21 protein-coding genes are annotated in these 26505 nt (G+C 62.5%); 16 read left to right on the top strand and 5 right to left on the bottom strand.

Features of this window, described 5'->3' with window-relative positions:
* Positions 1-86 precede the first annotated feature (86 nt).
* Together A8V01_RS07765 and A8V01_RS07770 are read left to right on the top strand one after the other, a co-directional pair.
* Positions 87-599 (top strand): hypothetical protein, encoded by a 513-nt coding sequence (locus A8V01_RS07765; protein WP_146037222.1) that lies wholly within the window; start codon positions 87-89, stop codon positions 597-599.
* 483 nt (positions 600-1082) lie between these two features.
* Positions 1083-1880, top strand: a complete 798-nt coding sequence (locus tag A8V01_RS07770; protein ID WP_103095360.1) for a helix-turn-helix domain-containing protein — start codon at positions 1083-1085, stop codon at positions 1878-1880.
* A gap of 265 nt (positions 1881-2145) precedes the next feature.
* Here A8V01_RS07770 and A8V01_RS07775 read toward each other — a convergent pair whose 3' ends face one another.
* Complete coding sequence (locus A8V01_RS07775; protein ID WP_245892376.1) at positions 2146-2847, bottom strand: lytic transglycosylase domain-containing protein; 702 nt, start codon at positions 2845-2847, stop codon at positions 2146-2148.
* A gap of 301 nt (positions 2848-3148) precedes the next feature.
* On the opposite strand from A8V01_RS07775, the gene A8V01_RS07780 reads away from it, so the two are divergent.
* Positions 3149-4441 carry a hypothetical protein gene (locus A8V01_RS07780; RefSeq protein WP_103095362.1) on the top strand — a complete coding sequence of 431 codons (1293 nt, stop codon included), beginning with the start codon at positions 3149-3151 and terminating at the stop codon, positions 4439-4441.
* A 4-nt stretch (positions 4442-4445) separates the two neighbouring features.
* Here A8V01_RS07780 and A8V01_RS07785 read toward each other — a convergent pair whose 3' ends face one another.
* Entirely contained in the window at positions 4446-4715 is a 270-nt protein-coding gene (locus A8V01_RS07785; protein ID WP_103095363.1) for a hypothetical protein, read from the bottom strand.
* Positions 4716-4939: 224 nt separating this feature from the next.
* Between A8V01_RS07785 and A8V01_RS07790 the strand changes: the two genes are divergently transcribed.
* The 10 genes from A8V01_RS07790 (at position 4940) to A8V01_RS07835 (ending at position 16532) form a co-directional block, all read left to right on the top strand.
* Positions 4940-5179, top strand: a complete 240-nt coding sequence (locus A8V01_RS07790) for a hypothetical protein (protein ID WP_103095364.1) — start codon at positions 4940-4942, stop codon at positions 5177-5179.
* On the top strand, positions 5176-6042 hold the full coding sequence (locus tag A8V01_RS07795) for a DUF7146 domain-containing protein (RefSeq protein WP_103095365.1): 867 nt from the start codon (positions 5176-5178) through the stop codon (positions 6040-6042). Before A8V01_RS07790 ends, A8V01_RS07795 begins: the two co-directional genes overlap by 4 nt.
* Positions 6043-6076: 34 nt before the next feature.
* A complete protein-coding gene (locus A8V01_RS07800; protein WP_103095366.1) occupies positions 6077-10300 on the top strand; it encodes a strawberry notch-like NTP hydrolase domain-containing protein in 4224 nt (1407 codons plus the stop codon).
* 139 nt (positions 10301-10439) lie between these two features.
* Positions 10440-12713, top strand: a complete 2274-nt coding sequence (locus A8V01_RS07805) for a ParB/RepB/Spo0J family partition protein (RefSeq protein ID WP_103095367.1) — start codon at positions 10440-10442, stop codon at positions 12711-12713.
* 90 nt (positions 12714-12803) lie between these two features.
* On the top strand, positions 12804-13733 hold the full coding sequence (locus A8V01_RS07810; protein ID WP_103095368.1) for an ArdC family protein: 930 nt from the start codon (positions 12804-12806) through the stop codon (positions 13731-13733).
* Between the two features lie 24 nt (positions 13734-13757).
* Positions 13758-14402, top strand: coding sequence for a DUF6927 domain-containing protein (locus A8V01_RS07815; RefSeq protein ID WP_103095369.1), 645 nt, complete (start codon positions 13758-13760; stop codon positions 14400-14402).
* Positions 14403-14476: 74 nt separating this feature from the next.
* Positions 14477-14623, top strand: a complete 147-nt coding sequence (locus A8V01_RS28530) for a hypothetical protein (protein WP_170065871.1) — start codon at positions 14477-14479, stop codon at positions 14621-14623.
* Positions 14611-14832: a hypothetical protein gene (locus A8V01_RS07825; protein WP_062069074.1), complete on the top strand. Its 222-nt coding sequence runs from the start codon at positions 14611-14613 to the stop codon at positions 14830-14832. The genes A8V01_RS28530 and A8V01_RS07825 overlap by 13 nt, the downstream gene beginning before the upstream one ends.
* Positions 14833-14874: 42 nt before the next feature.
* On the top strand, positions 14875-15480 hold the full coding sequence (locus tag A8V01_RS07830; protein ID WP_245892377.1) for a DUF7007 domain-containing protein: 606 nt from the start codon (positions 14875-14877) through the stop codon (positions 15478-15480).
* Positions 15477-16532: a deazapurine DNA modification protein DpdA family protein gene (locus A8V01_RS07835; RefSeq protein WP_103095372.1), complete on the top strand. Its 1056-nt coding sequence runs from the start codon at positions 15477-15479 to the stop codon at positions 16530-16532. The genes A8V01_RS07830 and A8V01_RS07835 overlap by 4 nt, the downstream gene beginning before the upstream one ends.
* 322 nt (positions 16533-16854) lie before the next feature.
* Here the strand turns inward: A8V01_RS07835 and A8V01_RS07840 are convergent, their stop codons facing one another.
* The 3 genes from A8V01_RS07840 to A8V01_RS07850 all read right to left on the bottom strand — a co-directional run bounded on the left by A8V01_RS07840 (position 16855) and on the right by A8V01_RS07850 (position 19118).
* Positions 16855-17970 (bottom strand): mechanosensitive ion channel family protein, encoded by a 1116-nt coding sequence (locus A8V01_RS07840; RefSeq protein WP_103095373.1) that lies wholly within the window; start codon positions 17968-17970, stop codon positions 16855-16857.
* 288 nt (positions 17971-18258) lie between these two features.
* On the bottom strand, positions 18259-18510 hold the full coding sequence (locus A8V01_RS07845; RefSeq protein ID WP_245892384.1) for a TFIIB-type zinc ribbon-containing protein: 252 nt from the start codon (positions 18508-18510) through the stop codon (positions 18259-18261).
* A gap of 98 nt (positions 18511-18608) precedes the next feature.
* Positions 18609-19118 carry an SRPBCC family protein gene (locus A8V01_RS07850; protein WP_170065872.1) on the bottom strand — a complete coding sequence of 170 codons (510 nt, stop codon included), beginning with the start codon at positions 19116-19118 and terminating at the stop codon, positions 18609-18611.
* A gap of 1686 nt (positions 19119-20804) precedes the next feature.
* On the opposite strand from A8V01_RS07850, the gene A8V01_RS07860 reads away from it, so the two are divergent.
* From A8V01_RS07860 to A8V01_RS07870, 3 genes are read left to right on the top strand one after another with little or no spacing between them, the layout of a single operon-like run.
* The gene (locus tag A8V01_RS07860) at positions 20805-22082 is read left to right on the top strand and encodes a TolC family protein (RefSeq protein WP_103095377.1); all 1278 of its coding nucleotides are present in this window, start codon (positions 20805-20807) and stop codon (positions 22080-22082) included.
* A gap of 5 nt (positions 22083-22087) precedes the next feature.
* Positions 22088-23239, top strand: coding sequence for an efflux RND transporter periplasmic adaptor subunit (locus tag A8V01_RS07865; protein ID WP_103095378.1), 1152 nt, complete (start codon positions 22088-22090; stop codon positions 23237-23239).
* A gap of 3 nt (positions 23240-23242) precedes the next feature.
* On the top strand, positions 23243-26488 hold the full coding sequence (locus tag A8V01_RS07870) for an efflux RND transporter permease subunit (RefSeq protein ID WP_103095379.1): 3246 nt from the start codon (positions 23243-23245) through the stop codon (positions 26486-26488).
* The last annotated feature ends 17 nt before the right edge of the window (positions 26489-26505 follow it).

Genomic DNA, 26505 nt, shown 5'->3' on the forward strand with positions numbered 1-26505 from the left:
GACCAATTGCCGCATTGCAGTTGCGAAGGGTTTGCAATCGCTCGCTCTTTGAGTAACCCTGCGGGGGCATTACCGGAGGATTGGCGATGGGGGCACCAACAACCGAAGGGGATTTCCCTGTTAAAGGCGAGGTCCAATCGTTTGGTTTCGTTGACTATGTTCGATGGCGAATGGGCCAAGAGGGACTACATTACCGCGATCTTGCGGTCAGGGCCGGACTTTCAAAGTCCCGCACCCACACTGTGTTTCACCCGGAACCCTCCAAGCGAAGACCTATCTACATTTACGAGTTCCACGCGGTGGCTGCTGCTTTGGATCTTTCGCCGCTAGAGGCAGCACTGGTTAGCGACCTGTGTGCTGGGGGTGGTGTCGACACGGAAGGTGTCGAAACTGAGGTCAAATTCTATGCCGGCATCATCAACCGCTTCCGAAAGGAAATGCGACAGATGATGGAACGCATTGCAAGCCTCGAGTGGAATGACGTCCGGCCTGCGCACGGTGACTTGATCATCGAGCGTGTCTGGGCGCAAGTCGAGGACGCGTATTCCGACGTCGCGGATAGAAAGGAACTTCGCCGCCTCAGGAACGATGAAATTTAATGCATACTGCGAATAGCTGTTTCTTGTACCGATCGATCATAGCCCGGCTATAGATAGATCAACGTCTGCATCCCGTAGTGACTAGACTGTCAGGAGTCTAATTTCTTCGAAGTGGTCGCAGAGAACCCGGCGTGGCCGCCGTTTCAGCAATTTCGTTTGTTGCAATACCACTGCTGCACTCATGGAGCGCAGGCAGCGCATTCGCTTGCCGTCGTTGCGGCTGCGGAAACTTTCACTTTCTAAGATGCTATCTTTTACAGTCAGGAGCTTTTTGGCCGTGACCAAATAAAGGAAAACCCGGCGCTAAGGCCGGGCATCCCAATTTCAGCGATCGCTTAGCGATCGGAGATGTCAGCGGCGCCAACCGCAAACGGTCTCAGTTACAAGGCCTGACATAGCCGATCCCGATCCCCGATACAAGGATGCGCGTTTCGCGCCACGGAATCTCTTTGCCAGGTCCGGCCTCCAACAAGGAGGAAGGCGATGGGGATCTATGCTGTAGGCGACACGGCACGAAGTGTGCTGTCCGGCGTCCCTGTAAATACCGAGAAGTCCCGCTCCGGCGCGAAGCATCGCACCGGGGCGCCCGTCAGGGCGGGCAGCCTCGAGGCGAACACCTTTGAGGACACATTCTTCCAGGTGCCGAGCAAGGGCGAACCGGATCGCATGCTCAAAATGGCCGAGCAAGCGCTCGATGCCGGCAAAAAGCTGCTGCGCGAGTACAAGGCAGGGTTGCGCACTCTTACCGCATCAGAGAGGTTGATCACGACCCTCACAGCCTCGGCGGTGCGGATCTATAAAGAGCTGACCAAGCTGGCGCGCCTTTGTGACGGCAAGATCTATCCCAGCTACGACCATCTTGTTGAGGCTACCGGCCTCGGCCGTTCGACTGTAAGGCGCGCTCTGGCCGTGCTGGAAGCCATCGGCTTCATCATCCGGCAGCGCCGATTCAAACGGATTGAAGCCAATGGACCTGGCCCCCGTTTCAAGCAGACTTCCAACGTCTACCGCCTCCTGACGCCAAAGAGCGTGCGTCGCTATACGCCACGCTGGATGCGCGCTGCGCCGACACCTGTCGATGATGACTGGCGCCGTTCGGATGAGGCCGAGCAGGTCAGTGCCATGGTCGCGTCCCTGTCCTGCAAGGAATTTGCTGAATTGGCGATTGGTGGCGCCATTGGCGGCGTGCTCGCCAAGCTCGGTGCCGCGATCGACAATAAGGATGACCGCGATCGCCGGGCCTCTGCGAGGGCTAAGGCGGCCATTTCATGCGCTTTCTAGCGTGAGGTTCATTGTGGCGCTCAACCGCTCACCAATTTATATTAGTATAAGGATTAATGGAGTTGGCCTAAGTCGGCCAACGCACCGATCTGACGATCCAAGGCCGAAACACCAGCATCCTAAAGAAGCCCCATCGCAATGCCGCACCCGCAGGAGTGTCGGCTACGCCGCCACGTGCTCCCAGGGGGAGCATGCGTCTTCTTCCGCCCTCTTTTCGTGCCCTCGCGCTAAACGAGGGGTCAGAAAGGCGCGAAATCGAAAGGGATCAGAACGCGGCTACCGATACAGTGCGGCCTTTGGGCTCGGGCACGAAACTGGCCTGTTGCTGACCCGCGCCATAACGACGCAGCCGCGCCCAATTATCGAGGATGGTCGCAACGTAGCCCTGCGTTTCCCTGATCCGGGGAACAACCCCGCCCTTAATCCGGCCCGGCCCGGCATTATAGGCCGCCAGCGCCAGATGCACCTGCCCGAACCTGTCGAGTTGGGTCCGCAGATAACGAGCGCCGCCGCGCAGATTTTGGACCGGATCATAGGGATTGACCCCAAGTTGCGCTGCGGTCCCCGGCATCAATTGCGCCAGGCCGTAGGCTTTCATTCTTGAGATCGCCGCTGGATTATACCGGCTCTCCTGAATGATCATCGCGTCGAACAGGCCCGTCGGAATGCCATGCTCGCAGGCGATCGCGCTCATCATCCCGTAATAGGCTGCGCGGCGCGCCTCAGCATCGGGCTTCAGGAACCCTGCCGGACGATAGGGGATCGAGGCGCATCCCGGTGTGTAAGGCACCGAGGCAAGCGTGGGATACTGTCCCTTCATCCACCCCGGCACCGCGATCGAGGAAACCGGCGCAACGGCCGCCGCAGCCAGATCATAGGAACCGGCAAGATCGGGCTGATCGACCACAGGCGCGCTAAACTCCTGCCCCATCTGATATTCGACATAGCGGCGCGACAGGTCATGCACGCGAAACGCTTCTGGAATCCCTGCGTCAGGTGCAGCAATCGACCTCTCTGCGGGGGCGTCTGCAGCCGGGGCCGGTTGTCCCATGACGACAAGTTCCACCTTGCGCGTCTTTTTTACTTCGCCAGCGCTCACACTATTGGGAATGACGCACAGTAACGCGACCAGACCTGATGCTCGATGTACTCGCATATGAACCCTCCAACGCCTTGATGAGATAATTGGAGTTCAGAGGCTTTGCCCTTGTCAACGCGGCGATCCTCACGAACACTTTTTTTGAAAAAGGCTTTGGAAGGCTTCCGGCATGTGGCTCGTACCCCGCGACACCAACGGCAAAGGCTCAAATCGCATCCCACTGCCCCCCGATCTGCGCGCAGCGCTGATCCGATGGTACGTCGGCAAAGGCACTGTCCATGACGAAAAGGCCGGCATCACCCTCGTTCAGCAGGCGCGGATCGGCCACAAGTGGATCGCCTGCGACTGCCTCGGCGCCGACAAGGTCCCAGCCATCCTGACCCCTGCATTCCTCTCCGAAGCGGAAACCTACTATCTGCGTCGTCTGACCAGCTCAAAACGCCCCGAACATCTGCCCGACTGCCCTTTCTTCCGCGACCAGGTGACGATCCGTATCAGCGAAGTGCGGTCGCGATCGACCCCGCTGGAACCGCCTGCAGGCTTCTTCGAAGTGCTCAAACCCGCGCCTGAGAAACTGGCGCAGCGCCCGGAGGACGATTCCAACGATGATCGAACCCGCAACGCCTCGATCCCGAGACTGGCCAGATTGCTCTGGCGCCTCATGGCCGCAGCCGGCGTCAATCGCATCGCGCCGCTCGCCTACCGCGAGGAATGGTCGATCCGGCGCGAGTTCGCCGCGCTCACCAGAGCGGCAGGTCTGATCGAGATCGCACCGGGCATCCAGCTGGAGAAAGCCTTCTGGACCCACCCGAAGCCGCTTCAGGCCCGCGCCGTCTACGCCACGCTGCGCGCGCTCGAGGACAGATGGCCGCGCGACCACGCCCCGCAAGGCTTCGTCCTTCTCTACGCCAAGGGCATCCATGGTCAGGAAATCACGCTGCCCGACGGCGACACCGTCACGATCGCCAACCGCATCCAGTCCCCGTCGGTGCGCGGCAACCCGATTGCGGGGCCGTTCCTGGTCATCATCGTCGTCGGCAAATATCCCGAGGCCAAGGGCTACGCGCCGCTACGCGCCTATGCCCAGCCAATCCTCAATGGCCGGCTCTTCGCGCCCGTCGATTCCGATTTCGAGCGCGACGTCTTCCGCACGATCCTGCGGACCCAACAGGAACTTCATGGCCGCGGCATCGACCTCGCGATCGACAAGCCGGTCTTCGACACCCTGACCCCGGACGGACCGTGCCGTCCCGACTTCCTGATCGAGGCGCGCTCACGCGAGACCGGCGAGATCCGCAACCTTGTCGTCGAGGCCATGGGCTTCAAAACCGAGGAATACGAGGCGAGCAAGGCCATCACGCATCCGCGCATGGCACATCTGGGTCAGATCGTGACGATCGACAGGCAGGATGACGACGCCCACACGGGACGGCGTGCGCTCCTTGAAGGGCTCGGACTCTGACGATCTAGCGCCAGGACAGGCTGGCAGCGAAATAGCCGATGATGCCCAGCGTGACCGGCGTAGAAAGCAGATACAGCTTCTGCCAGCGCCACCAGATCCGAGGCAACAGCAACGCCGCTCCCTTCAGGCTGCCCGCATCCCGCCAGACGCGATCCTTCCAGAGTTCATGCAGGGCGACACTCACCGAAAGCACCATGGCGATCGCGCAGCACAGGCTGGTCGCGAGGTAGATTGCCATCCAGTTGGCGATTTCGAGAGGCGTGAACTGAGACATCAGACCCTTGGCTATACCTGTAATTTTCTATCAGGGCACCTGATTCCACCGATAAGAAAGTTACAGGTAAATCGATAATTTCCTTGGACTATCAGGTATTTTCACACACAAACCGCGCAAAGAGTGGAGAGGGAAGAGAGGGAGTGGACCGAGCAGATCGGCCAAAGTCCTTCAACCATCAGCGGATGCCTTTGCGGGCATTTGCTACATGGAGGTAACTCCCCATGGAACGCTTTGTTCTCTTCATCAGCGAGCCGGGAGCTGATGACTTTGTAGACATCCACCCCAGCGAACCGGCTGCCCAGAGCGCGCTTGTCGACTATGTGCGAGCCCGTGCAACTACCAACGGCCTGCCTGACCACCCTGACGATGAACAGGCCATCGCCTCCTATTTCGACGGTAGCGAAGCTATCTTCGCGATCACGCGCATTACGCCGCAGTCGATGCCAGGAAACGACCAATGACCATCGTCGCGCGTCGCCCATCCCAGAAACTCATCGACATCGTTGGAACCCTGCGCGGCACCTGGCATGGAACCCGAGCCATGTGCCGCTGCCCGGCGCATGACGACCACGAGCCCAGCCTGTCCCTTCGCCAAGGGGATCGCGGAATCCTCGTGACCTGCTTTGCAGGATGCGATTCCGTCGACGTGCTGCGCGAACTCGATCGCATCGCGATCACCCGCCATTACGAACCGCCGCCAGACAATGTCCGTGCCGGCACCGCGAACATCGAGCGGCTCTGGTCGCAGGCGCAATCCGTGCCGGGTACGCTTGGCGAACGCTATCTCGGCTCACGCTTCCTGCTGCCTGTTCCCGGTGACGTGCGCTTTCACCCGCGTTGCCCCCATGGCGCGAAGCCCAACACCGTCTTCAAGCCCGCCTTGCTGGTCGCGGTGCGCGAAGGGCAGCGGCTTGTTGCCCTCCAGCGGATCTTCCTCGATCCCGAAACCGCGCGCTATACCGCCAAGGCGACCATCGGTTCGCTCGGCATGGGCGCATGGCGCGGCGGCGGTATCGGGCCCACCATCGGCCTTGCCGAAGGCTTCGAGACGGCGCGGGCATGGAGCCGCATCAACAACCTTCCATGCTGGGCCACGCTCGGCTCGCGCCGGTTCGGCCTGGTGACGATCCCTGACAGCGTGACCGAACTGATCCTGGCGGGCGATTACGACACGGCGGGACGCAGGGCCGTAAACCGGGCATCGCACCGCTACGCCAGCGACAACCGCGTGATCCGCGTCGATTTCCCGAAGGGCTACAAGGATTGGGCACAGGTGCTCGAAGCCCTCGAGGCGCAGAAGAGAGGAGGGGGAGGGGAAGGGTGATCTGCCGTTCGGCAGAGAGCCCAAGGAGACCCCCATGCGCGACCTTCTCGATCTCACGCACGTCAATGATGCGCCGGCAGCGCGCACGATCGCCGCCCTTCTCGCCACCGATGGCGCAATTACCCGCCGCCAATTGAACGATGCCATGGTACAGGCGTTCGGCGGCAGCGATGCCGACGGGCGCTGGACGCAGCGCGACAGCTTCGAGATGCTCGAGCACGCCCTTGCCCTTCACCTTGCGAGCGACGGGCATCGCATCGACACCCTCGCGGACATCGCCACCTCCAGCGCGCTGATGCAGCGCCTGCCAACTCAGACCGTGCGCAGCGAAGAACAGATCGAGCTGCAGCAGTTCTCGACCCCCGCCGACATTGCCGCGCTGGCCATGCTGTTCGCCGCGATCGGCGTCGACGATGTCGTGCTCGAGCCGAGCGCCGGCAACGGCCTCCTGATCGCCCAGGCCCCGCGCGGCCGAGCGCTTCAGCTCAACGAAATCGACCCGCGCCGCCGCGAACGCCTTGCTCACATCTTTCCCGATGCGACGATCACCGGCCATGACGGCGCTGCGCTGGTCGCGCTTCACGCGGATCTCCCGCGCCCGAGCGTCGTCCTCATGAACCCGCCGTTCTCGCGCAGCATTGGCCGCGGCGCCGATGACCTGGCTGCACTGCGCCATCTGCAGGCCGCCATCAAGCGGATCAGCCCGGGCGGCCGCGTCGTCGCCATTATGCCCGACTGGTTCGCGCCCTGCGCGCGCCTGCGCACTGCCTACGAGACGATCCTAACCGGCTGCACCGTTCGGGCATCGCTTCGCCTCGAGCACTGCTACAGGAAGCACGGCACCGACATTGCCGTTCGCCTCTATGTCATCGACAAGATCGCCGGCGACCTCATGCCTGCGGTCATCGAGCGCGCGGCCGTCCTCGACTTCCTCGATGCCATCGACATCCCCGCCCGCATCAAGCTGGAACCCACCTCCAACCTTCCGGTTCGCCCTGCGCCTGCCAAACCGACTTCGCTGTTCGGCGCCGCGCGCAATACCAGGGTGGCCGCGCCACGCCCCTATCACGCGCCTAAGGCCAATGCGGTCCTGCCCGTCGGCTATCGCAAGCTGGACGAGCCCGCGCCGCTGGCCGAACAGGTCGGTGTCTACCTGCCCTACCGGCCAAGCCGTATCGTCTTCGACGCAGCGGGCGAACACCCGACAGCACTGGTTGAATCGGTCGCCATGGGCTCGATCCCGGCGCCGATCCCCACGCACATCCCGCATCTGCCCGAACGCACCGTCAGCGAGCGCCTCCTGTCCTCCTCCCAGCTCGAGACCGTCGTCTATGCAGGCCATGCCTGGAGCCAGACGCTTCCCGGCACCTTCAAGCCTGGCAAGGAAGGCGTTGGCCTCGACATTGATCCTGAAGGTCGCAAGTACCGCAAGGGCTTCTTCCTTGGCGACGGCACAGGCGCTGGCAAAGGCCGCCAGATCGCTGCCTGCATCCTCGACAACAAGCTGCAGGGCCGCCGACGCCACATCTTCGTCACGAAGAACGAGCCGCTGCTCGAGGACATCCGCCGTGACGTCACCGCCCTTGGCGGCCTTTCGGCCGACGTGCAGCCGCTCTCGAACTGGAAGGTCGGCCAGCCCATCACGTTGGAAGAGGGCACCCTTTTCGTCACCTATCCGGGGCTGCGATCGGGCCGCTCGGATGCAACCCGCCTTCAGCAGATCCTCGATTGGGCAGGGCCCGACTTCGACGGCGTGATCGCCTTCGACGAGGCCCATGAAATGGGCGGTGTCGCGGGCGGCGAGGGCGCGCTCGGCAAGACCGAAGGCTCCCAGCAGGGCATCTGCGGCGTCCTCCTTCAGAACCATTTGCCCGATGCGCGCGTGCTCTATGCCTCAGCCACCGGGGCTTCCGACGTCAATAATCTGGCCTATGCCGTGCGCCTCGGCCTCTGGGGGCCGGAAACGTCCTTCCCCGACCGTGAATCCTTCATCTCCAACATCCGGCAGGGCGGCATCGCGGCGATGGAACTGGTAGCGCGCGACTTGAAGGCCCTTGGCCTCTACACGGCGCGCGCACTCAGTTTCGCCGGCGTCGAATACGAAGTGCTGCGCCACGAGCTGACGCCAGCCCAGATCGAGATCTACGACACCTATTGCCGGGCCTGGCAGGTCATCAACACCAACCTCGCCGCCGCGCTCGAGGCGACGAACGTGGTCGACGCCCTTGGGGGCAAGACGCTCAACTCCGGCGCGAAGGCGGCAGCGCGTTCGCGTCTGGAAGGAACCCGCCAGCGTTTCTTCGGCCAGGTGCTGCTTTCGATGAAACTCCCCACCGTGATCGCGGCGATCGAGGGGCACCTGAAGCAGGAGCATTCGGTGGTCGTGCAGCTGGTGACGACGGCCGAGGCGATCCTCGACAGGCGCCTCTCCGAGATGACGGCCGAGGAACGCGCAGAGCCGCAGATTGAGTTGTCACCGACTGACCAGATCATTGATTACCTCAAGCGTGCCTTCCCGACGCACCAGATGGAGGTCTTCAAGGACGATACCGGCGCCCTGCATTCCAAGCCCATGCGCGACGAGGACGGCAACCCGGTCCACAATCCCGAAGCGATGGCCGCGCGCGACAACCTGATCGAGCATCTTTGCGCACTCCCGCCGATCAAGTCGGGCCTCGACGCGCTGATCGAGCATTTCGGGCCAGATCGGATCGCCGAAGTGACGGGCCGCTCCAAGCGCCTGATTACCGGGCCGGACGGCCGACAGACGGTCGAGACGCGGACCGCGCGCACCAGTCAGGCCGAGGCCAGCGCCTTCATGAATGATCGCAAGAAGGTGCTCGTCTTCTCCGATGCCGGCGGCACGGGCCGTTCCTACCATGCCAGCCTTGATGCGGTGAACCAGGACCGGCGCGCCCATTTCCTGCTCGAGCCGGGCTGGCGCGCTGACCGGGCCATTCAGGGTCTGGGCCGAACGCACCGCACCCATCAGGCATCGACGCCGCTGTTCCGTCCAGTCACCACCGACTGCAAGGGCGAGCTGCGCTTCACCTCGACGATCGCCCGCCGCCTCGACAGCCTTGGCGCCCTCACGCGCGGCCAGCGCCAGACCGGAGGCCAGGGCCTCTTCGATCCCGCCGACAACCTCGAAAGCGAGTACGCGCGCGACGCCCTCGTTACGTGGTTCCACCTTCTCTATCATGGCAAGCTCAAGAGCACGAACATGACCGAGTTCGTTGACCTCAGCGGGCTGGAGATCACCGAGGGCGACGGCGTCCTGAAGGAAGACCTTCCGCCAATCCAGCGCTGGCTAAATCGCCTGCTGGCCCTGCCGATCGCGCTGCAGAACAAAATCTTCGAGGAATATCTTACCCTCGTTGAAACCCGTGTCGCCGCCGCGCGCGAGGCCGGCACCCTCGATGTCGGCGTCGAGACGATCACGGCCGACAGCGCCCGCGTCATCAGCGACACGATCCTGCGGACCGATCCCGGCACCGGCGCCACCACGCACCTTCTCACGATCGAGATCGCACGGCGCAAGAACCCGATTTCGCTGGAGCGCATCCTCGATATGGTCCGCTGGCGCGAGAACCCGGCCTTCGTCATGAACGCCAAGTCGGGCCGCGTCGCGCTGCGCAGCAAGGCGAACGCATGGATGGACGATGAAGGCGAGCCGATCCTTCGCATCGAGCTGCAGCGCCCCTGCAGCCGCAAATCTATGCGCGAGGCGGATCTGTACGAGACCGCCTGGGAGGAAATCGACGAAGACACCTTCCGGGCCAAGTGGCAGGCCGAAGTCGAAGAAGCCGCCGAGCAGCTGGAGACGGAGACGGTGCGCCTTGCAACCGGGCTCCTGCTGCCGATCTGGTCGGCGCTGCCCTCCGATCACCTCGCGGTCAACCGGATTGTCGACAAGAATGGCAACAGCTGGCTTGGCCGTATCGTCTTCGAGCACAGCATCGTCGACCTCTTCACCAAGCTCGGCCTTGCGAGCAGCGAGGAGATGCCGGTCGAAGCGATCACCAATGCCGTCCTCGCAGGGCGCAGCGTCAACGTGACCCGCCCGTTCCCGATGTCCTTCAAGCGATCGCATGTGAACGGCAACCCGCGTGTCGAGATCGTCGACGCTCCGGCCTCGCAGCTTGCATGGCTCAAATCGCTCGGCGCGTTCACTGAGATCATCCAGTACCGCACCCGCGTCTTCATCCCGGTCGCGCAGGCCGAGGCCATCATCGCCGAGATCCTCAAGCCCTCCTGATCGCCCCGGCTGCTTTGGCGCACCTATCCTCCCTGATCGACCACCAGTGCCAAAACAGCCGGGTCGGTCAGGAGAGAGGAGGGGGAAGGGAAGAGGTGTCCGTGAATTGGCCGGACGATGAGAAGAAGGTGTTGTTCCCATGATCCAGACCGTCAAGCTGGCAAAGCTGGTCCTCTCCGACATCAACGTGCGCACCCGCGGCGAAGACCTGATCGAACAGTTCGCCGCCGACATTTCCGCGCGCGGCATCCTGCAGAACCTGGTCGTGACTTCCGTGAAGAAGCCTCGCGGCTCCTATGGCGTCATTGCCGGTAGCCGGCGCTTTCGTGCCCTCATGCTGCTCGCCGAGCGCGGCGAGATCAACGCGGCCGAATACGACGTGCCCGTGCTGATCCTGAGCGGCGGCAACGATGAGCTTTCCGAAGCATCGCTCGCTGAAAACTTCCATCACCTCAATATGTCGCCTGCCGACGAATGCCGCGCCTTCCAGTATTGCCTCGGGCAGGGCGGCGACATCGAGGCGGTCGCCAAGCGTTTCGGCATCACCCGCCGTTTCGTCGAAGGACGCCTGCGGCTCGCGAACCTTGCCGAGCCCATCTTCGACGCCCTGAAGGCGGGCGAAATAACGCTCGACATGGCCAAGGCATATGCCTCCACCGAGAGCCATGAGCGCCAGCTGATGGTGTGGAAGAGCTACGGCGCCAACAGTTACCACGCCAGCGCCGACACCATTCGCCGCGTCATCGCAAACGACTCCATGAAGTCGACCGATCCGATCGCACGCCTTGTCGGCGAGGAAGCCTACGTTGCGGCGGGCGGCGTCGTCGATCGCGACCTGTTCAGCGACAACGGCGATCGCTGGACCAATCCCGAGATTGCCCACACGCTTGCGGCCGCGGCGATGGAAGCCCAAGCCAAGCGCATCGGGGAAGAACGTGGCCTCGCGTGGATTCGTCCCGTCGCCTCCAACTCCACCTGGGAAGTGGCGCGCGACCTTTGCCGGGTCAGCCTGCCGAGCCTTCCGCTCACCGAGGCGCAGATCATCCGCATCAGCGAGATCGAAGCGCGCCAGAGCATCATCAGCCTCGAGATGGACGATGAGGAAACCGAGCCGGAAGCCTACGAAGCGCTCGACAAGGAATACGATGCGCTCACCGCCGAACTTCGAGAGGTCAACCGCCGCGAGAAGATCCTTCCTCCCGAACTCGCCCCGCGTGTCGGCCTGTTTCTGACGCTCTCGCAGGACGGCAGCATGGAACTCGACCACACCTATTACAGCGAGACGCCGCTCAGCGTCACCGTGGTCGAGCCCGACGAAGACGACGAGGACGCGGCCGAAACCGGGGAAGACGGTATCGAGGGCGAAACTGCCGGCGATGCTGCGCCGCGCGTGCCGACCTTCCGCATCGAGGAAGGCGAGACCGCCACCGTCACCGGAGGCACCAAGGATGTGTCTCCCGACGAGGCCGCACCGGGCGGCAAGGCGCTTAGCCAGGTTCTTCTCGACCAGCTCGCCGTGCAGCGCCGCGACGTTCTGGGCGCTTCCATGATCGCCAATCCGGCGCTCGCGCTCGACTTCATGCTGTTCGCAATGGTCGATAAGGTCGACATCATGCGCGAGAGCTGCGGCACCAGCATCCATGCTCCGCATCCCGAAGATCCGGTTCGCTTCGACGCCTATCCGCAGTCGGTCGCGCACGATTATCTGGCCGAAGTGCGCGAGGGCCTCGACGCCTCCTGGACCGAACACAAGAGCATGATCGAACGCTTCGACGCCTTCCGTGCGCTCGGCGATGAGGCCAAGACCGCGTGGCTGGCCTGGACGGTAGCCAAGTCCTTCAAGTCGAAGGAAACCTACAGTCATCGCCAGAACGCCCTTCAGAACCACCTTGCGGGGCTGCTCGAAGTCGATGTTGCCAAGTGGTGGCGCCCGACCTCGGCAAACTTCTTCGACCGCGTATCGAAGGGCGCGCTGCTCTCGCTCCTCGATGAAGTCGGCGGCCCTGCACTCTCGAGCCGTCATGCGAGCCAGAAGAAGGGCGAAATCTCGACGTCCTGCGAGAAGCTGTTCGCCGGCGATGCGGTGATCGAAGCCGATGTCAAGGAAAGGGCTCTGGCCTGGGTGCCCGCAGCGATGCGCTTCACCCCCGCCGAGGTGACGGCCGATCAGGACGACGACGACACGCCCGAAGAAGCCGGCGAACGTGGCTCCGACGGCGAAGCCGAGGACGAACTGGCCAGCCTGATCGACGCAGCCCTTGCCGGGCCCGACGACGGGGATGACGGCGAGGGCGTCTCGATCGACGATGCGGGCTCCGCTGAAGGCGACGACGATCAGCAGATCGATGATGGCTCGCCCGCTGTCTACGGCGACGACGATGCCGTCAGCCAGTGGGCCGAAGCGGCGGAATAACCCGCGTCCCCAACCTGACCGACGAACCGCCGGTGGGCTTTACGGCTCACCGGCGGCTTTTCTCGCCACACCGGACAAGGGACATACCCCATGAAGACGCCCCGCAATTCGCGCGAGATCGCGCGCGAAGTCACCAACGCCATCGTCTCCCGCCTTGAAGCCGGAACTACGCCATGGACCCGCTCCTGGTCGCTGACCGGGGAGGGCGGTCGTCCTCTGCGCCACGAAGGCACCCCATACAACGGCATCAACTGTCTCTGGCTCTGGACCATCGCCGATGCGCGTGGATACCGCAGCCGCTACTGGATGACTGCCCGCCAGGCCGATGAACTTGGTGCGCGTGTTCGCCGCAAAGCTGATCCCTCCATGTCGATCTATGCCTCCAGCTTCCGCAAGGCCGGACAGCCGGGATTGATGGGCGAGGCCACCGGCCAGCTTATCCGCTTCCTGCGCCACTACATCGTCTACAACGCAGACGAGATCGAGGGCCTGCCGGATTACTACTATGCCCGCGACGTGCCGCCGACACCGAGCCTGCTTTCGCAGCGCCAGGACGCGATCGATAGCTTCTTCGCGGCAATCCCTGCGCGGGTACGTCATGGAGGTGACGAAGCCTATTACAGCCCGATCGGAGACTACATCCAGCTACCCCGTCCCGGCAGTTTCAAGTCGGGGGACGCTTACGCCTCGACCCGCGGACATGAAAGTGCGCATTGGAGCGGGAACAAGGACCGTCTCAACCGGACGTTCGGCAAGCGTTTCGGCGACGATGCTTACTGCGTAGAAGAACTTTGTGCTGAATTAACAGCAAGTTATATTTGCGCCGAACTCGGCTTGCCAACGGAACTCCACGACAGCCATGCCAGCTACCTTGCGCATTGGGTCAGGGTACTTCGCGCCGACCACAGCGCCATCTTCACCGCTTCGGCCAAAGCCGAACAAGCCTTCAACTATCTGCGCGCCTTCAGCCTTGCCGAGGCGTCTGCGCCTGCCGGCGATGCCCTGAAGGCAGCGGCATGACCCCACACATCAGGAGACATCACCATGGGCTGGCTCTTCATGAACAGACACCACATGGGCGGACACGCTACACCCAAGTCCTACCTCGACGCCCAATTCACCTTCACCAATGCGCCGGACGACAAAGGAATCGCGCGCGGCGCCGGCGTCCTTGCATCGTCCTGCCCCGGCAACCGGGTCTGGTACGCAGCGGTGCAATACTCCGAAAACGGCGTGCCGACCGAAGTCATCGCCATGGTCTGCCTCGTAAAGTGGAACCCGAGGGACAAGGAGGCCATGCACTTCGGTTTCAAGGACATGAGCGAAATGATGGGGCCTTGCGAGGCCGAGGCTCCGGAGAACATCCTTCGCCTGCTCACGCCCACCACCAACGAGTATTCCCTCGACTGGCGCCGGCGCTGCGTCGCCCGCCTGCAGAAGCGTTCCCGAAAGATCGTCGATGGCATGCGCGTCAAATTTCCGCAGGCGATCACCTTCACCGATGGCTTCGCGGGTGACGAGTTTACCGTCATCAAGCGCGGCGCGACCATAACCTTCCGCCCCGTCGGCAGGCCCGGGCACTACCGCATCAGCAATTTCAGGGACGCCGAATGGTCGATCGTCCCGGCAACGAAGGTTCACCGAACAATCTTCGCGCCGCGGCCCTCTGCAGCGATGCCCCCGCCATGAGCGGGGCATCCAGACTCTCGCCGCTGCGGGCGCGCCTCTGCAGGCGCGAAAATGCCATCCGTGTCGCGCAGCGCATGACGCAGGCCAGAATCGCCGTCATGGTCGCTCCCGGCGATGCCATGCAACCCTGGCGCGTGATCGAGCGGACCGAACTTTCGGCCAGCGAAGTCGCCGCGCGCATTGTCCTCAAGAAACAGGAGGACTTGAGATGCCCCGCCTGAAACCCGCCACACCGCGATCCAGGCAACAGATCGACGACGCCCTGAAACTCATGCGCCGTGCGCGCGGACTGCTGCGCGAGGCAGGCGCTTCCAAGGCCGCTGGCCGTCTTCACAGCGCCATCAACAGCGCCGAGGGCGCACGGCGGCACTGCGAGCGACGTCCCGTTGTCGTCGATACGATGGCGGCCTGGCTCTCCGAAGCCGAATGAGGGGAGCGGGAAGGAGGAAGCGAACGATCGAGGAGAACATCCATGCCCGCATTCGCTTCCTCCCCCGCACCCGAAATGACCCGCTGGGGCAAGCCCGTAACGGCCACCCAGCGCCTGCCCGGCATCTGGCGCGTCATGACCCCGTCGCATGGCGGCTTTGTCCTGTCCGAAGCGCGCCAGGCCGCCATGCCCGAGGCCCTGCGCCTCGACGGGCCAGAGTACGAGCATGACGTTGACTGGTCGCTCGTGATCGTCGCGTTCCAAACCGAATTTGCCGCTGCCGGAGATCCGCTCTTCGACATCGAACTCTCGCTCGCCACCGGCACCGTCAAGAGCTGGCGGCCCGAACGCTGGGAAGCCTATGCCAGCGAGCCCGTCGAACCCCGGCAGAGCCACGTCCGGCGCGAGCGCGAAGCCTTCGAGGCGCGCATCGGCAAGGTCGTTGTCACCACCGCCTATGGCAATTGGGCCGATTGGGTGCCCACTGGCAAGGTTGGCGTGCTTGGCTACCGCCTCGCCAGCGTCGATCATATGGCCCGCCCCACATACGCCGACCCGGTGTTCAAGGCCCTCGTCGATGCTGCCCGTTATGAAGAGCGCACCAGCGTCATCAGCTTCGACGAACTCGACGCCGAGATCCTGACATGACGATCGAGGTGATCGTGGGCCTGCCCCACCTCAACGAAGGGCCAATCCTGCAACGCGCGCGGCTGATGCAGCAACCCATGCTGATTTCCGCGAACTGCCTCTCTCGCTGGCGGACCGCTTCAGGGGGCTGGCGCGAATGGCATGGCTGGCGCACTGGCCAGCTCGGCAACGCCTATGGCCTCAAGAGCCTCGATCTGGACAGCGCGGGCTATGTCCTTATGGCCAGATACGGCGGCTATCCATGGTCGATCGCCGACTACATGGCGCTGGCCGCATCCTATCCCTTCCGCCGCTTTGCGGCTGCCGACTATTGCTGCGAGGCCGAAATCGCCGCCGATCGCGCCGAAGTCCTCGACCGCATCGCCCGTACCGTGGCGACGAACCGCGAATGTCGTTCACGCGCCTATGACCTAGGGATTATCGACCGCTTCATGCCGGTTCTCCAAGGCCGCTATCCTGAAGACTACGAACGCTGCGCTGAAGCACTGGCATGGTCGATGAATCCGGGCACCGTTGTCGGTGTTGGTTCGATGTGCCGCCGAGACATTCATGGGCCTGACGGTCTGATCGCGGTTGTCGCCCACCTCGACAGGATACTCCCCGATCCGGGCCCGCGCCTCCACCTGTTCGGCGTGAAGGGAGCGGCCATCCCCTACCTTCAACCCTATGCCCATCGCGTGGCCTCGCTCGATTCCCAGGCATGGGGCACCGCAGCACGGCGCGATGCCCGGCGCCGGCAGGTATCGAAAACCGATGCCCTCGCGGCCGACCACATGGAGCGCTGGACCATCGCCCAGCTTGATCGTCTGCGCGAACCCCATCGGGCGATGGCCATCACTCCTGAACCTACGCCTCCACAGACGCCGTCCGATCCCTGGGAAGCCGCCATCCAGCAAGCGCAGGCCGAGATCCGCGCGCTTATCGAAAGCGGCGACCTGGCTCACGATGAAGTGACCACTGGATGGATCGAGACATGGGCGGCCGACCTATACCGTAGACGGCCCAAAGCTGCCGGAAACCTAAGGCCACCAAAGGTAGCAGCGGCATCCTGACTCACTGCTGAGAGCAAAAGACACTGACTGGCGATGTCCCGCAAGGCCCCCGACTTGGTGATGAACATGTGAACGGACAGCAGGGCAGGTGTCTACTACGCGCCCATTCCAGTCATGTACCTTCGTTCCGCCTAGGCCAGTAACCAGTCATTCAGTTGTCAGAGCGACAATCAGGAATGAGTCATAATTGCAATTGCGGAGTGGTCCGCTGCCCTATGAACAGGGCGTCCATCTTCCTGCCTCTGGTGTAACGATCCACAAGTTGCACAGCATGCGGCGTCATCAACACCGTGAAGCGCACGAACGAACTCATCCATCACATCTACGATGCGCTCATCATTGCTCGCGCACCGGCCGCAGATTGCACGATCTCGATCGGGTCGACTTGCATGTTGCGTCTTCTCGCAAGCGCTTCGGGCATCTCGCTTCGAATCCACTCAAGCATCTCTTCGCGAATGGCGCAGCGTAGATCGAACAATGAAGGGCCATCCTTCGCGCTCATGAGCAACCGGAGCTCCAGCGTCGTCTCGCGGCAGTCGGTGACTTGCAGAGCATGGGCACGGCGATCCCAAAGGTCGTGTGTCGCGAGCTTGCGGGAGAATTCGGCACGGATGGGCGCGACGTCGGTAGCATGATCGAGATAAAGCATCACCGTTCCAAGCAATTGCGAGGACGTCTTCGTCCAGTTCTGGAAAGTGCTCTCGAGGAACCGGTTGGATGGAACCACCAGCCTGCGCTCGTCCCACAGGCGCACCACGACATACGTCGTGCGGATGTCCTCGATACGTCCCCATTCACCGTCAAGAATTACGACGTCGTCGATGCTGATCGGCTCGGTGATCGCCATCTGGAAACCTGCAATCAGCGCCTTGAGTGCAGGCTGGGCGGCAGCTCCGACTGCGAGCGCAGCCAATCCGGCTGAAGCCATGAGCGTCACGCCGACCTGACGAACGCCAGGGATGGATGACAGCATTCCCGCCATCGTCAGGAAAACGATGCTGAAGGTTCCGATCCTGCTGAATATCGATAGCCGTGTCCGGCGGCGCCGGGCATCTCGATTATCTTCGACGTCGATGTCGGCAAGCAGGATCATGGCCTCGACGAACGCTCTCAAGATAGCAATCGCAACCCATCCGGTAAGAAGGGGTACAATTAACCCGGCCATGCCATCCCAGACTGAGTCGAGGGACGGCACCTTGCGTGACGCAAGTACGATTCCCATCGCGATGAACGCCCATCGCGTTGGCCGCTGCAGTCGACTGACGACGATGTCATCAAGTTGGGTAATGCTCGCCCTCGATAGTCTGCCCAGCAAATGGAATAAGGCCGAATGGATGATGAGGGCTATCGAAATGCCGAGCCCGCCCGCGATCAGGGCGAAAATGGCCTCGCGGCCCCAGATCGAGAGGGATGGCAGGTATCGATCGAGGAATGACATCGATGGTTCCGCTTGGTTATCGGGAATGTCAGGCAGGACTGTGGATCGGGGCGACTGGACTTGCATGCCCCAGACGCCCGAGTCATTGGAAACCGCCAAGCCAAACGGGCGGCTTACAGCGAACACTACAAGCATTCGCCCATAGACAGGCGTTTCCGGGCGGTGTCGGCTATGCCCTTTGCCATTTTCCCTTGAAACTTTCGCCATGGAGCGGAGGGCTGGCCGCTCCATGGCGTGAACCGTTCTAGCGCTCTTCGGGACATCCAGGCGCCGCGGCTGATTGAACTGTCAGTCGAACAGCCGGTTCAGGAAACCCTTGCGGCGGCCACCGTGATGCCCCCGCATGGGCTCGGCTCCGTGCCTGTTGCCGTGCTTTGCACCGTGTCCGCCATCGAACATGCCGAGCCGTTCGCGCGGCACCGGTCTTTCGGTGTACTCGCTGATGCTGCGCTCGATCATCTTGTCGAGCTCACCGCGATCGAGCCACACACCGCGGCACTGCGGGCAATAGTCAATTTCGATCCCTAGACGTTCGGTCATTACAAGGCTGACGGTGCAGGCGGGGCAAACAAACCCAGCCCTATCTTTTTCGGTAGACATGATTGGTCTCCTGAATTTTCTGATGATTATCGAGACACTCAATTGCGCCGATCGGTCTCGCGATCATTAGTTGACTGGTACTTGGCAGCACGCCGCCGGTGACGGTTCGGCGCGGCAGGCTCACGCATCACCCGCTTCACAAAATTGACGAACGCGGCGTCTTCCAACTCGATCGCCGTCAGGATATCGTTCGCGACGAGCCTACTGGCCAAGCGACCGAAAAACCCGATGGCCTCTATGCTGTGGCGTACACGGGAACCAGATCCCTCATCTTCGATCCGATAGGTTTCGGTGAAACCGATGAGGCGATCGGTGCCACACCGCCATCCGACCGCTGACCCCTTGTCCCAATCGGTTATCGTCGCATCGACGACGAGCCACTTCTTCCAAAATGTCCGACGAGCGTAGCGAAAGCTGCTGCCTGCTCCTGGGTTGCGTACCGTAATCCTGGTGCCAGGTCGCCACAGGCGATACTCGTCGAGGTTGGCCAGCATGCTCCATACGCGCAACGGCGAGGCTGCGACGTAGAATGTCGATTCCTGTCTCACCGGCTGTCTACGCTCTCTCGAAGGCGCGAGGGCCCCGCCGCAGGCAGCTGCGCTGCTGTGGGATGCGCTTTCACATCCGAGAAAAAGTCGTGGAACACGGTTGCGCGCACGGCCGCGAGTGTAACGTACATGGTAATTCCTGAATTCGAGATGCGTTAACCCGCACGGTCTGGCGACCGGCGGGCGACTACGGCTCGTTCAGGCGATGGGAGGTCGAAGCAACGGCCCTGTGGTCCAGCGCGGAAGGACGACAGCGTTCCTTCCAAGCTTCACGGATCCAAGAAGAACCCGCGTGAGTATGTTCGACTGGCTGTCACGCACCACAGCAGCGACTGAATGACACATGCCGTGGTGGTGAGCGATGCCCTTGTCCATATCCCCAGGGGCCTTTTCGGCATCTCCGCCGGAATGCACAACACCAGTGCATTCGATCAGTGGTGCTGCGGAAATCTCCTGAGCATGCACCGTCGATGTGGCAAACCACGCGCCTACAAGAACATACAGGACGAGAAGACTTCGACGCATCATTGCACTCCTTAAATAGGCGCGCCACTGTTCCGTGTCATCCCAATTTTTTTGTCGGCAGGTCGAACTCCGGTTGTCCGCAGCGGCGGTGCCTTCAACCACAGGCGGGTTTGTTCAGGGGGTTATGGCTAAGATTTTGATTTCATACCCGCTAGTCATGTCACCTGTGCGCTTTGTACTCTGCGGCTCCCCAATTAATGCTCCGAATGCTCCGAATGCTCAAGACATCTGGCGCTACAATTTATTAATGCAGCCTCTGTCAAGTATTGCCAAGGCTGCTGCAAAGTCTGGCTCTGTCACACGATCTGGGACGAATTGTCGAAGCCAACGTGAGGGACCAGTTCGGGAAGCGTCATCTAGCGTTAGCCAATACTCCCACTGTGAAGTGCAACAACGCCAAACAAAAGGAGAGCCCGGCACTCACCGGAGCCGCTCCGTTTGCCTTAGCCTGCATCAGCGCCTGATCCGGAGGGTGTGCTCCCCGTGCTGCTCGAAGCCACCACACCAGAATCGTCGAAATCAGCATCCAATGTATTGGTCCAAATCAATATTGATATTTTTAAATTCAGCGGTGTGAATATGCATCGTTTCACATCTAAGAAGTAAAATTGTTGTGTAATAGGCAACTTTGATCGAATTCTTGGCTTCGCGAATTAATTCAAGATATACTTATCGCGTTATATCGTATCATTCGCAAAAATCCTGCGAAGCCCAATTTCTCTGATGACATTGTCGTCCGTATAAGATATCGGGCCCTTTGATGTTTCGCCGCAGCTTCCTCCTGCTGTACCTGCTTGTCGCCTCAATGATGGCGACCGCGACGGTGCACGCCCAGGAATCTTCGGTCGCTCCGGTTATCGAATGCAGCGGCATAGTACATGCCGACGGCGACGCAGACCAGAGTCGCGGTGATCCCGACAAGGGAATGGCCGGACATCACAGCGTATGTCACGGCTCGGCAGCTGTGTTTCGCGACGCACTATTCGCTGGAGTCTTTCCGGTCATGCGTGGACTTTCAAAGCCTGCGCCAGAAGCGGTAGTTCTGCCTCGCTGGACGACCGGGCCACTGCTGCGCCCTCCTATCGCCTGATTGAGCTCTCAACACCCGCGCGCTGCGACTGGCGCTGCGGGCCGACATGACTCGATTCAGGAAAATCAGCAATGTATCGTACGCTCGCAGCCCTTCTGGCTGCCGCGTCTTGCGTCACGATGGCGCAAGCGCAGGAGACGCCTAGCGCAGTTTCCGCAAGTAATGTCCTGTCGCTCGACGATGCCGTCGCTGCCGCAGGCGGCTCTGCTCCCGCGATGGATGCGGGCCGTGCAGGCATCGATGCTGCCAAGGCAGGTCGTACCGTTGCAGGCCTTCGGCCAAACCCGGTCGCCCAAGGTCAGATCGAAAACATAATTGGCACCGGGCCTTATTCCGGTGTCCGAAGCAGCGAAACCACGGTCGGTTTCATGCAGACCCTGGAACTTGGCGGCAAGCGCAGTGCTCGCGTTGCCGTAGCAAGCGCCGAACTCTCCCGCGCAGAACTTCAGGCTGCAATCATCGCTGCCGATGTCCGCCTTCAGGTAACGCAGCTTTACGTTGAGGCCGTCTCGGCCGAACGGCGCCTTATAACAGCCAGGGACCAAGCTCGCATCGCCGGCGATGCCCTGCGCGCCGCCGGTGTCCGGGTGCAGGCCGGGCGCGCTTCTCCCTTGGAGCAGCAACGTGCCAATGTGGCGCGAGTCAATGCTGAAGCCAATGTCGAGCGGCAGGATCGCCTTGCCCGAGCTGCCCGCACCAATCTTGAAAGGCGTATTGGCCGCGCCTTCGACGGCCCCCTGGACATCGGCCTGCTTGATCGACTGCCTGCCGTTTCTGCGTCCTACGGGCCGTCCGAACCGGTCAGCCCGCAAGGAACGCTGGCACTAGCTGCTGCCGATGCAGACCTTGCCATCGCCGATGCAGGCGTTCGCCTCGCCAAGGCAAACCGGGTGCCGAACATTGATGTCGGACCATCGGTACGTCGTCTGGAAGCCACGAAGGACTTCGCCGCTGTCTTTACGGTTTCGATCCCGCTGCAGGTCTTTAACAACGGTCGCGCCGCTTTGGCGCAAGCAGGTGCCCAGCGCACGCAGGCGGAAGCCAATCGCCGGGTGACCGCGCTCGATATCGAGCAGGCAATCACCAATGCCCAGGCCGATGCCGACAATGCGGCGACCACGGCGCGAGCGACGTCGGGACCAGCCTTGCAGGCTGCGCAGGAAGCCGCCCGCATCGCTCGTATCGGCTATCGGGAGGGCAAGTTCAGCCAGCTCGACCTTCTCGATGCCGAACGCACGCTCGCCGACACGCGCGTCGCCGCCATCGACGCTCTCGCATCATACCAGAATGCCCGTGCGCAGCTGGAGCGCCTGACCGCGCCTGCCGTCGCGCCTCAAGGGGGGAACTGATTACCATGAAACTGAACACGCTCACTTATGCCGCGCTGCCTCTCTCGGTTGCCTTTGCCCTCGCCGCTTGCGGCGGTGGTGACAAGGCCGCTGAAGCGCCGGCCGCGGAAAATGCCGAGGCTGCACAATCCAAGCCAGTGGAAGGCAAAGTCCTGATGAGCGCCGAGCAGATCAGCTCGGCCGGGATCCAGTTGGGCCGACCCACGATCGGCGGTTCGGGAACCGTGGAAATTCCCGCTACGATCGACGGCGATCCACAGGGTACGCAGGTGGTTTCGGCCGCGATCGGGGGCCGCGTCGTTTCGCTGACCCGCAACCTGGGCCAGTCAGTCGGACAAGGCCAGGCCATTGCCGTGATCGAGAGCCGCGAGGCCGCGTCGCTCAACGCCGAGATCGAGGCAGCTCGGGCGCGCCTGTCGCTTGCGAACTCCAACCTTGGCCGTGAACAGCGCCTGTTCGCCCAGAAAGTCTCGCCCGAGCAGGACCTGATCGCCGCACGTACCGCTGCAACGGAGGCTCGCATTGCCCTGCGCCTGGCGCAGCAGCAGGTGTCTGCCGCAGGTGCTGGCGGCGGCGCGCTCAACCGGATTGCGATCACGTCCCCGATTGCGGGCCAGATCATCGCGCGCAGCGTCGTGCTGGGCCAGACGGTTGCGGCAGACGCTGAACTGTTCCGCGTGGCGAACCTCTCCAGCGTGTCGCTCTCGCTTAATCTACAGCCGCAGGATGCGGGACGCGTGCGCCCCGGCAATACCGTGACGATCAAGGCGGCAGGCCGCGAAGCCACCGCGCGCGTGACCTTCGTCTCCCCTGCCCTCGATGCCAATACCCGCCTTGTGCCGGTAATCGCGACGATCGACAACCGCGCGGGCCAGTGGCGGGTTGGTGAGCCCGTCACGGCATCGATCGCGCTGTCGGACAGCGGCGGCGGCAATGCCATCAAGGTGCCCACCACCGCCGTCCAGACAGATGAAGGCAAGACGGTAATCTTTGTGCGCACGAAAACCGGATTCCAGGCGGTCCCGGTGACCTTGGGCGACAGCGCCGGGGACATGGTCATCGTGAAATCGGGCCTGAAGGGCTCCGAGGTGATCGCCACCGTCAACAGCTTCACGCTCAAGGCCGAACTCGGCAAGAGCGAAGCGGTGGAGGACTGAGCCATGATCGCCCGCGTAGTCACATGGGCGGTCGAGAAGCGCTGGCTCGTCCTGCTTCTCACTGCCATCGCCGCCGTCATCGGTGCGGCATCGCTGTCCCGCCTGCCGATCGACGCAGTGCCGGACATCACCAACAACCAGGTCCAGATCAACGTCCGCGCGCCTGCCCTTTCGCCCGAGCTGGTTGAGAAACAGGTCTCGTTCCCGATCGAGACGGCGCTGGCCGGTATCCCCGGTCTCGACTTCACCCGCTCGCTCAGCCGCAATGGCTTTGCGCAGGTGACCGCAGTCTTCTCGGACTCCACCGATATCTACTTCGCCCGCCAGCAGGTCGGCGAACGACTTCAGGGGGTCGCGGAGAACCTGCCGGCCGGTGTGAACCCCGAAATGGGACCTATCGCGACCGGTCTTGGCGAAGTCTACATGTGGACCGTCAAGCTTGAACACCGCAAGGATGACAAGCACCGGCCCGGGGAACCCGGCCAGCAGCCCGACGGTAGCTACATCACTCCTGAGGGAGAGCGTCTGACCACGGAAGCCGAAAAGGCCACCTATCTGCGCACTGCGCAGGACTGGATCGTCACCCCGCTGCTCAAGAGCACGAAGGGCCTTGCGGGGGTCGATTCCATTGGCGGCTATGCCAAGCAGTTCCTGGTTGTTCCCGACGTTCAGCGCCTCGCCTCGCTCAACCTTTCGCTCACCGACCTTGGCAATGCGCTCGAACGAAACAATACCAGCGTCGGTGGAGGTTTCGTCGATCGCAATGGCGAAGGCCTTGCGGTCCGTTCGGACGCGCTTATCCGCAATGCTTCGGAACTTGGCCGCACGGTCGTCGCCACCCGCAATGGTGTGCCCATCACACTTGACCAGGTCGCATCGGTCCGTTCGGGACAGGCCATCCGCATGGGTTCGGCCTCAGAGAACGGCACCGAGGTCGTCGTCGGCACCGCCATCATGCGGATCGGCGAGAATAGCCGCACGGTCGCGACCGCAGTCGCCGACAAGCTGCAGTCGATCAATGCCTCGCTGCCGCCTGACGTCGTCGTTCAGCCGGTGCTCAACCGCACCGCACTGGTGAACTCGACCATCAAGACCGTCGCCAAGAACCTCGGTGAAGGTGCGGTCCTCGTCATCGTCGTGCTGTTCCTGCTGCTCGGAAACTTCCGCGCTGCCCTCATCGCCGCGCTCGTCATTCCGGTGACGATGATGCTGACCGGTTTCGGGATGCTCAAGGCTGGCGTGTCGGCTAACCTCATGAGCCTTGGTGCGCTCGACTTCGGCCTCATCGTCGATGGCGCGGTCATCATCGTCGAGAACGCTCTTCGCCGCATCGCCGAGGACCAGCACCATCATGGTCGCCTGCTCAGCGTGAAGGAGCGTCTCGCCACCGTCGCTTCGGCTGCACGCGAGATGATCCGTCCTTCGGTCTACGGTCAGGCGATCATCATCCTCGTCTACGTGCCGCTGCTCACCCTCACGGGCGTGGAGGGCAAGACCTTCGTCCCGATGGCGCTCACCGTCATCATGGCACTGGCTTTCGCGTTCGTCATGTCGCTCACCTTCGTTCCCGCGATGATCGCCATCTGGCTGTCCAACCGGGTCGAGGAAGAAGACGGCCGGATCGTGACCTGGTTGAAGAAGCGCTACGAACCCGGTCTTGACCGGGCAATGAAGCGCCCCACCCTGACCATCGGTGCAGCTCTGGGCAGCCTCGTGCTTGCGGCCGCTGCCTTCACTTCGCTCGGACAGGTCTTCCTGCCCCAGTTGGATGAAGGCGACATGCTGATCCAGGCCCTGCGTATCCCGGCGACGTCGGTTCAGCAGAGCCAGGCCATGCAGGTGCCGATCGAGCGGATGATGTCGAAGCAGCCGGAGGTGAAATTCGTGTTCTCCAAGACCGGTACGGCGGAACTCGCGTCCGACCCTATGCCACCGAACGCCACCGACATGTTCGTGATCCTCAAGCCTCGTGAGGAATGGCCGAACCCGAAGCTAGACAAGGCCGAGCTCGTCTCGCGCATCGAAGGTCAACTCGCGAAGTTCCCCGGCAATGCCTACGAGATCACGCAGCCGATCCAGATGCGCTTCAACGAACTGATCGCAGGCGTTCGCGGCGATATCGCCGTCAAGGTCTTCGGTGACGACTTCAATACCATGAACCGCACCGCCGAGCAGATCGCCAGCATCCTGCGCAAGACTGAAGGCGCCGCTGACGTGAAGGTCGAGCAAACCACCGGTCTGCCGATGCTCGACATCGTGGTGAACCGCGATGCCATGGCCCGCCTTGGCGTCACCGCGCAGGACGTGCAGGATACCGTAACCGCCACGCTCGGCGGCCGGACCTCCGGCATGATCTTCGAAGGCGATCGCCGCTTCCCGGTTGTGATCCGTCTTTCCGATGCCCAGCGTGCCGACATCAACCTGCTTCAGCAGTTGCAGGTGCCGGTCCCCAGCGGCTCCTATGTGCCGCTCGCCAGTGTTGCGGAAATCAAGGTCGTGGATGGTCCCAACCAGATCAGCCGCGAGAACGGCAAACGCCGCGTCGTGGTGCAGGCGAACGTGCGCGGGCGTGACGTCGGCAGTGTGGTTGCCGATGCCCAGGCAGCCATCGGCCAGAAGGTTCGGCTTCCTGCAGGCAGCTATGTCGAATGGGGCGGCCAGTTCGAGAACATGAAGTCGGCCAGCGAGCGCCTGAAGCTCGTGATCCCGGCCTGCTTCATTCTTATCCTGCTGCTGCTCTACGGAGCGCTTGGAAGCGTTCGCGATGCCGCGATCGTCTTCACCGGCGTCCCCTTTGCATTGGTGGGCGGCGTCCTGCTCCTCTTCGTACGAGGCATGGACTTCTCGATCTCGGCAGCAGTCGGCTTCATTGCCCTGTCTGGGATCGCAGTCCTCAATGGCCTCGTCATGGTCAGTTCGATCCAGGACCTGATCCGGACGGGTATGGAACGGGCTGAGGCCGCCCGGACCGGCGCCATGCAGCGTTTGCGTCCGGTTGCCATGACGGCGCTGGTCGCCAGCCTCGGCTTCGTGCCGATGGCATTGGGAGCAGGTGCAGGTGCCGAAGTGCAGAAGCCGCTGGCGACGGTCGTGATCGGCGGGCTGATTTCGGCAACGCTGCTGACCCTGTTCGTCCTTCCAACGCTCTACGCCCGTTTCGGACAGAAGGTCATCGGCCCGAACGAGCACTACAACGAAGAGCATGAGGGCGACGACTTCCGCCACCCCCACACCAGCGAACCAGCCTGATGGGATGGTGCCCGGTC

The sequence above is a fragment of the Novosphingobium guangzhouense genome (assembly GCF_002896965.1).
GTDB lineage: Bacteria > Pseudomonadota > Alphaproteobacteria > Sphingomonadales > Sphingomonadaceae > Novosphingobium > Novosphingobium guangzhouense.

Bases quoted from the DNA above. Each gene is read 5' to 3' on its own strand.
- A8V01_RS07765 (WP_146037222.1), top strand. From the start codon at position 87: ATGGGGGCACCAACAACCGAAGGGGATTTCCCTGTTAAAGGCGAGGTC.
- A8V01_RS07770 (WP_103095360.1), top strand. From the start codon at position 1,083: ATGGGGATCTATGCTGTAGGCGACACGGCACGAAGTGTGCTGTCCGGC.
- A8V01_RS07780 (WP_103095362.1), top strand. From the start codon at position 3,149: ATGTGGCTCGTACCCCGCGACACCAACGGCAAAGGCTCAAATCGCATC.
- A8V01_RS07785 (WP_103095363.1), bottom strand. From the start codon at position 4,715: ATGTCTCAGTTCACGCCTCTCGAAATCGCCAACTGGATGGCAATCTAC.
- A8V01_RS07790 (WP_103095364.1), top strand. From the start codon at position 4,940: ATGGAACGCTTTGTTCTCTTCATCAGCGAGCCGGGAGCTGATGACTTT.
- A8V01_RS07795 (WP_103095365.1), top strand. From the start codon at position 5,176: ATGACCATCGTCGCGCGTCGCCCATCCCAGAAACTCATCGACATCGTT.
- A8V01_RS07800 (WP_103095366.1), top strand. From the start codon at position 6,077: ATGCGCGACCTTCTCGATCTCACGCACGTCAATGATGCGCCGGCAGCG.
- A8V01_RS07805 (WP_103095367.1), top strand. From the start codon at position 10,440: ATGATCCAGACCGTCAAGCTGGCAAAGCTGGTCCTCTCCGACATCAAC.
- A8V01_RS07810 (WP_103095368.1), top strand. From the start codon at position 12,804: ATGAAGACGCCCCGCAATTCGCGCGAGATCGCGCGCGAAGTCACCAAC.
- A8V01_RS07815 (WP_103095369.1), top strand. From the start codon at position 13,758: ATGGGCTGGCTCTTCATGAACAGACACCACATGGGCGGACACGCTACA.
- A8V01_RS28530 (WP_170065871.1), top strand. From the start codon at position 14,477: ATGACGCAGGCCAGAATCGCCGTCATGGTCGCTCCCGGCGATGCCATG.
- A8V01_RS07825 (WP_062069074.1), top strand. From the start codon at position 14,611: ATGCCCCGCCTGAAACCCGCCACACCGCGATCCAGGCAACAGATCGAC.
- A8V01_RS07830 (WP_245892377.1), top strand. From the start codon at position 14,875: ATGCCCGCATTCGCTTCCTCCCCCGCACCCGAAATGACCCGCTGGGGC.
- A8V01_RS07835 (WP_103095372.1), top strand. From the start codon at position 15,477: ATGACGATCGAGGTGATCGTGGGCCTGCCCCACCTCAACGAAGGGCCA.
- A8V01_RS07840 (WP_103095373.1), bottom strand. From the start codon at position 17,970: ATGTCATTCCTCGATCGATACCTGCCATCCCTCTCGATCTGGGGCCGC.
- A8V01_RS07845 (WP_245892384.1), bottom strand. From the start codon at position 18,510: ATGACCGAACGTCTAGGGATCGAAATTGACTATTGCCCGCAGTGCCGC.
- A8V01_RS07860 (WP_103095377.1), top strand. From the start codon at position 20,805: ATGTATCGTACGCTCGCAGCCCTTCTGGCTGCCGCGTCTTGCGTCACG.
- A8V01_RS07865 (WP_103095378.1), top strand. From the start codon at position 22,088: ATGAAACTGAACACGCTCACTTATGCCGCGCTGCCTCTCTCGGTTGCC.
- A8V01_RS07870 (WP_103095379.1), top strand. From the start codon at position 23,243: ATGATCGCCCGCGTAGTCACATGGGCGGTCGAGAAGCGCTGGCTCGTC.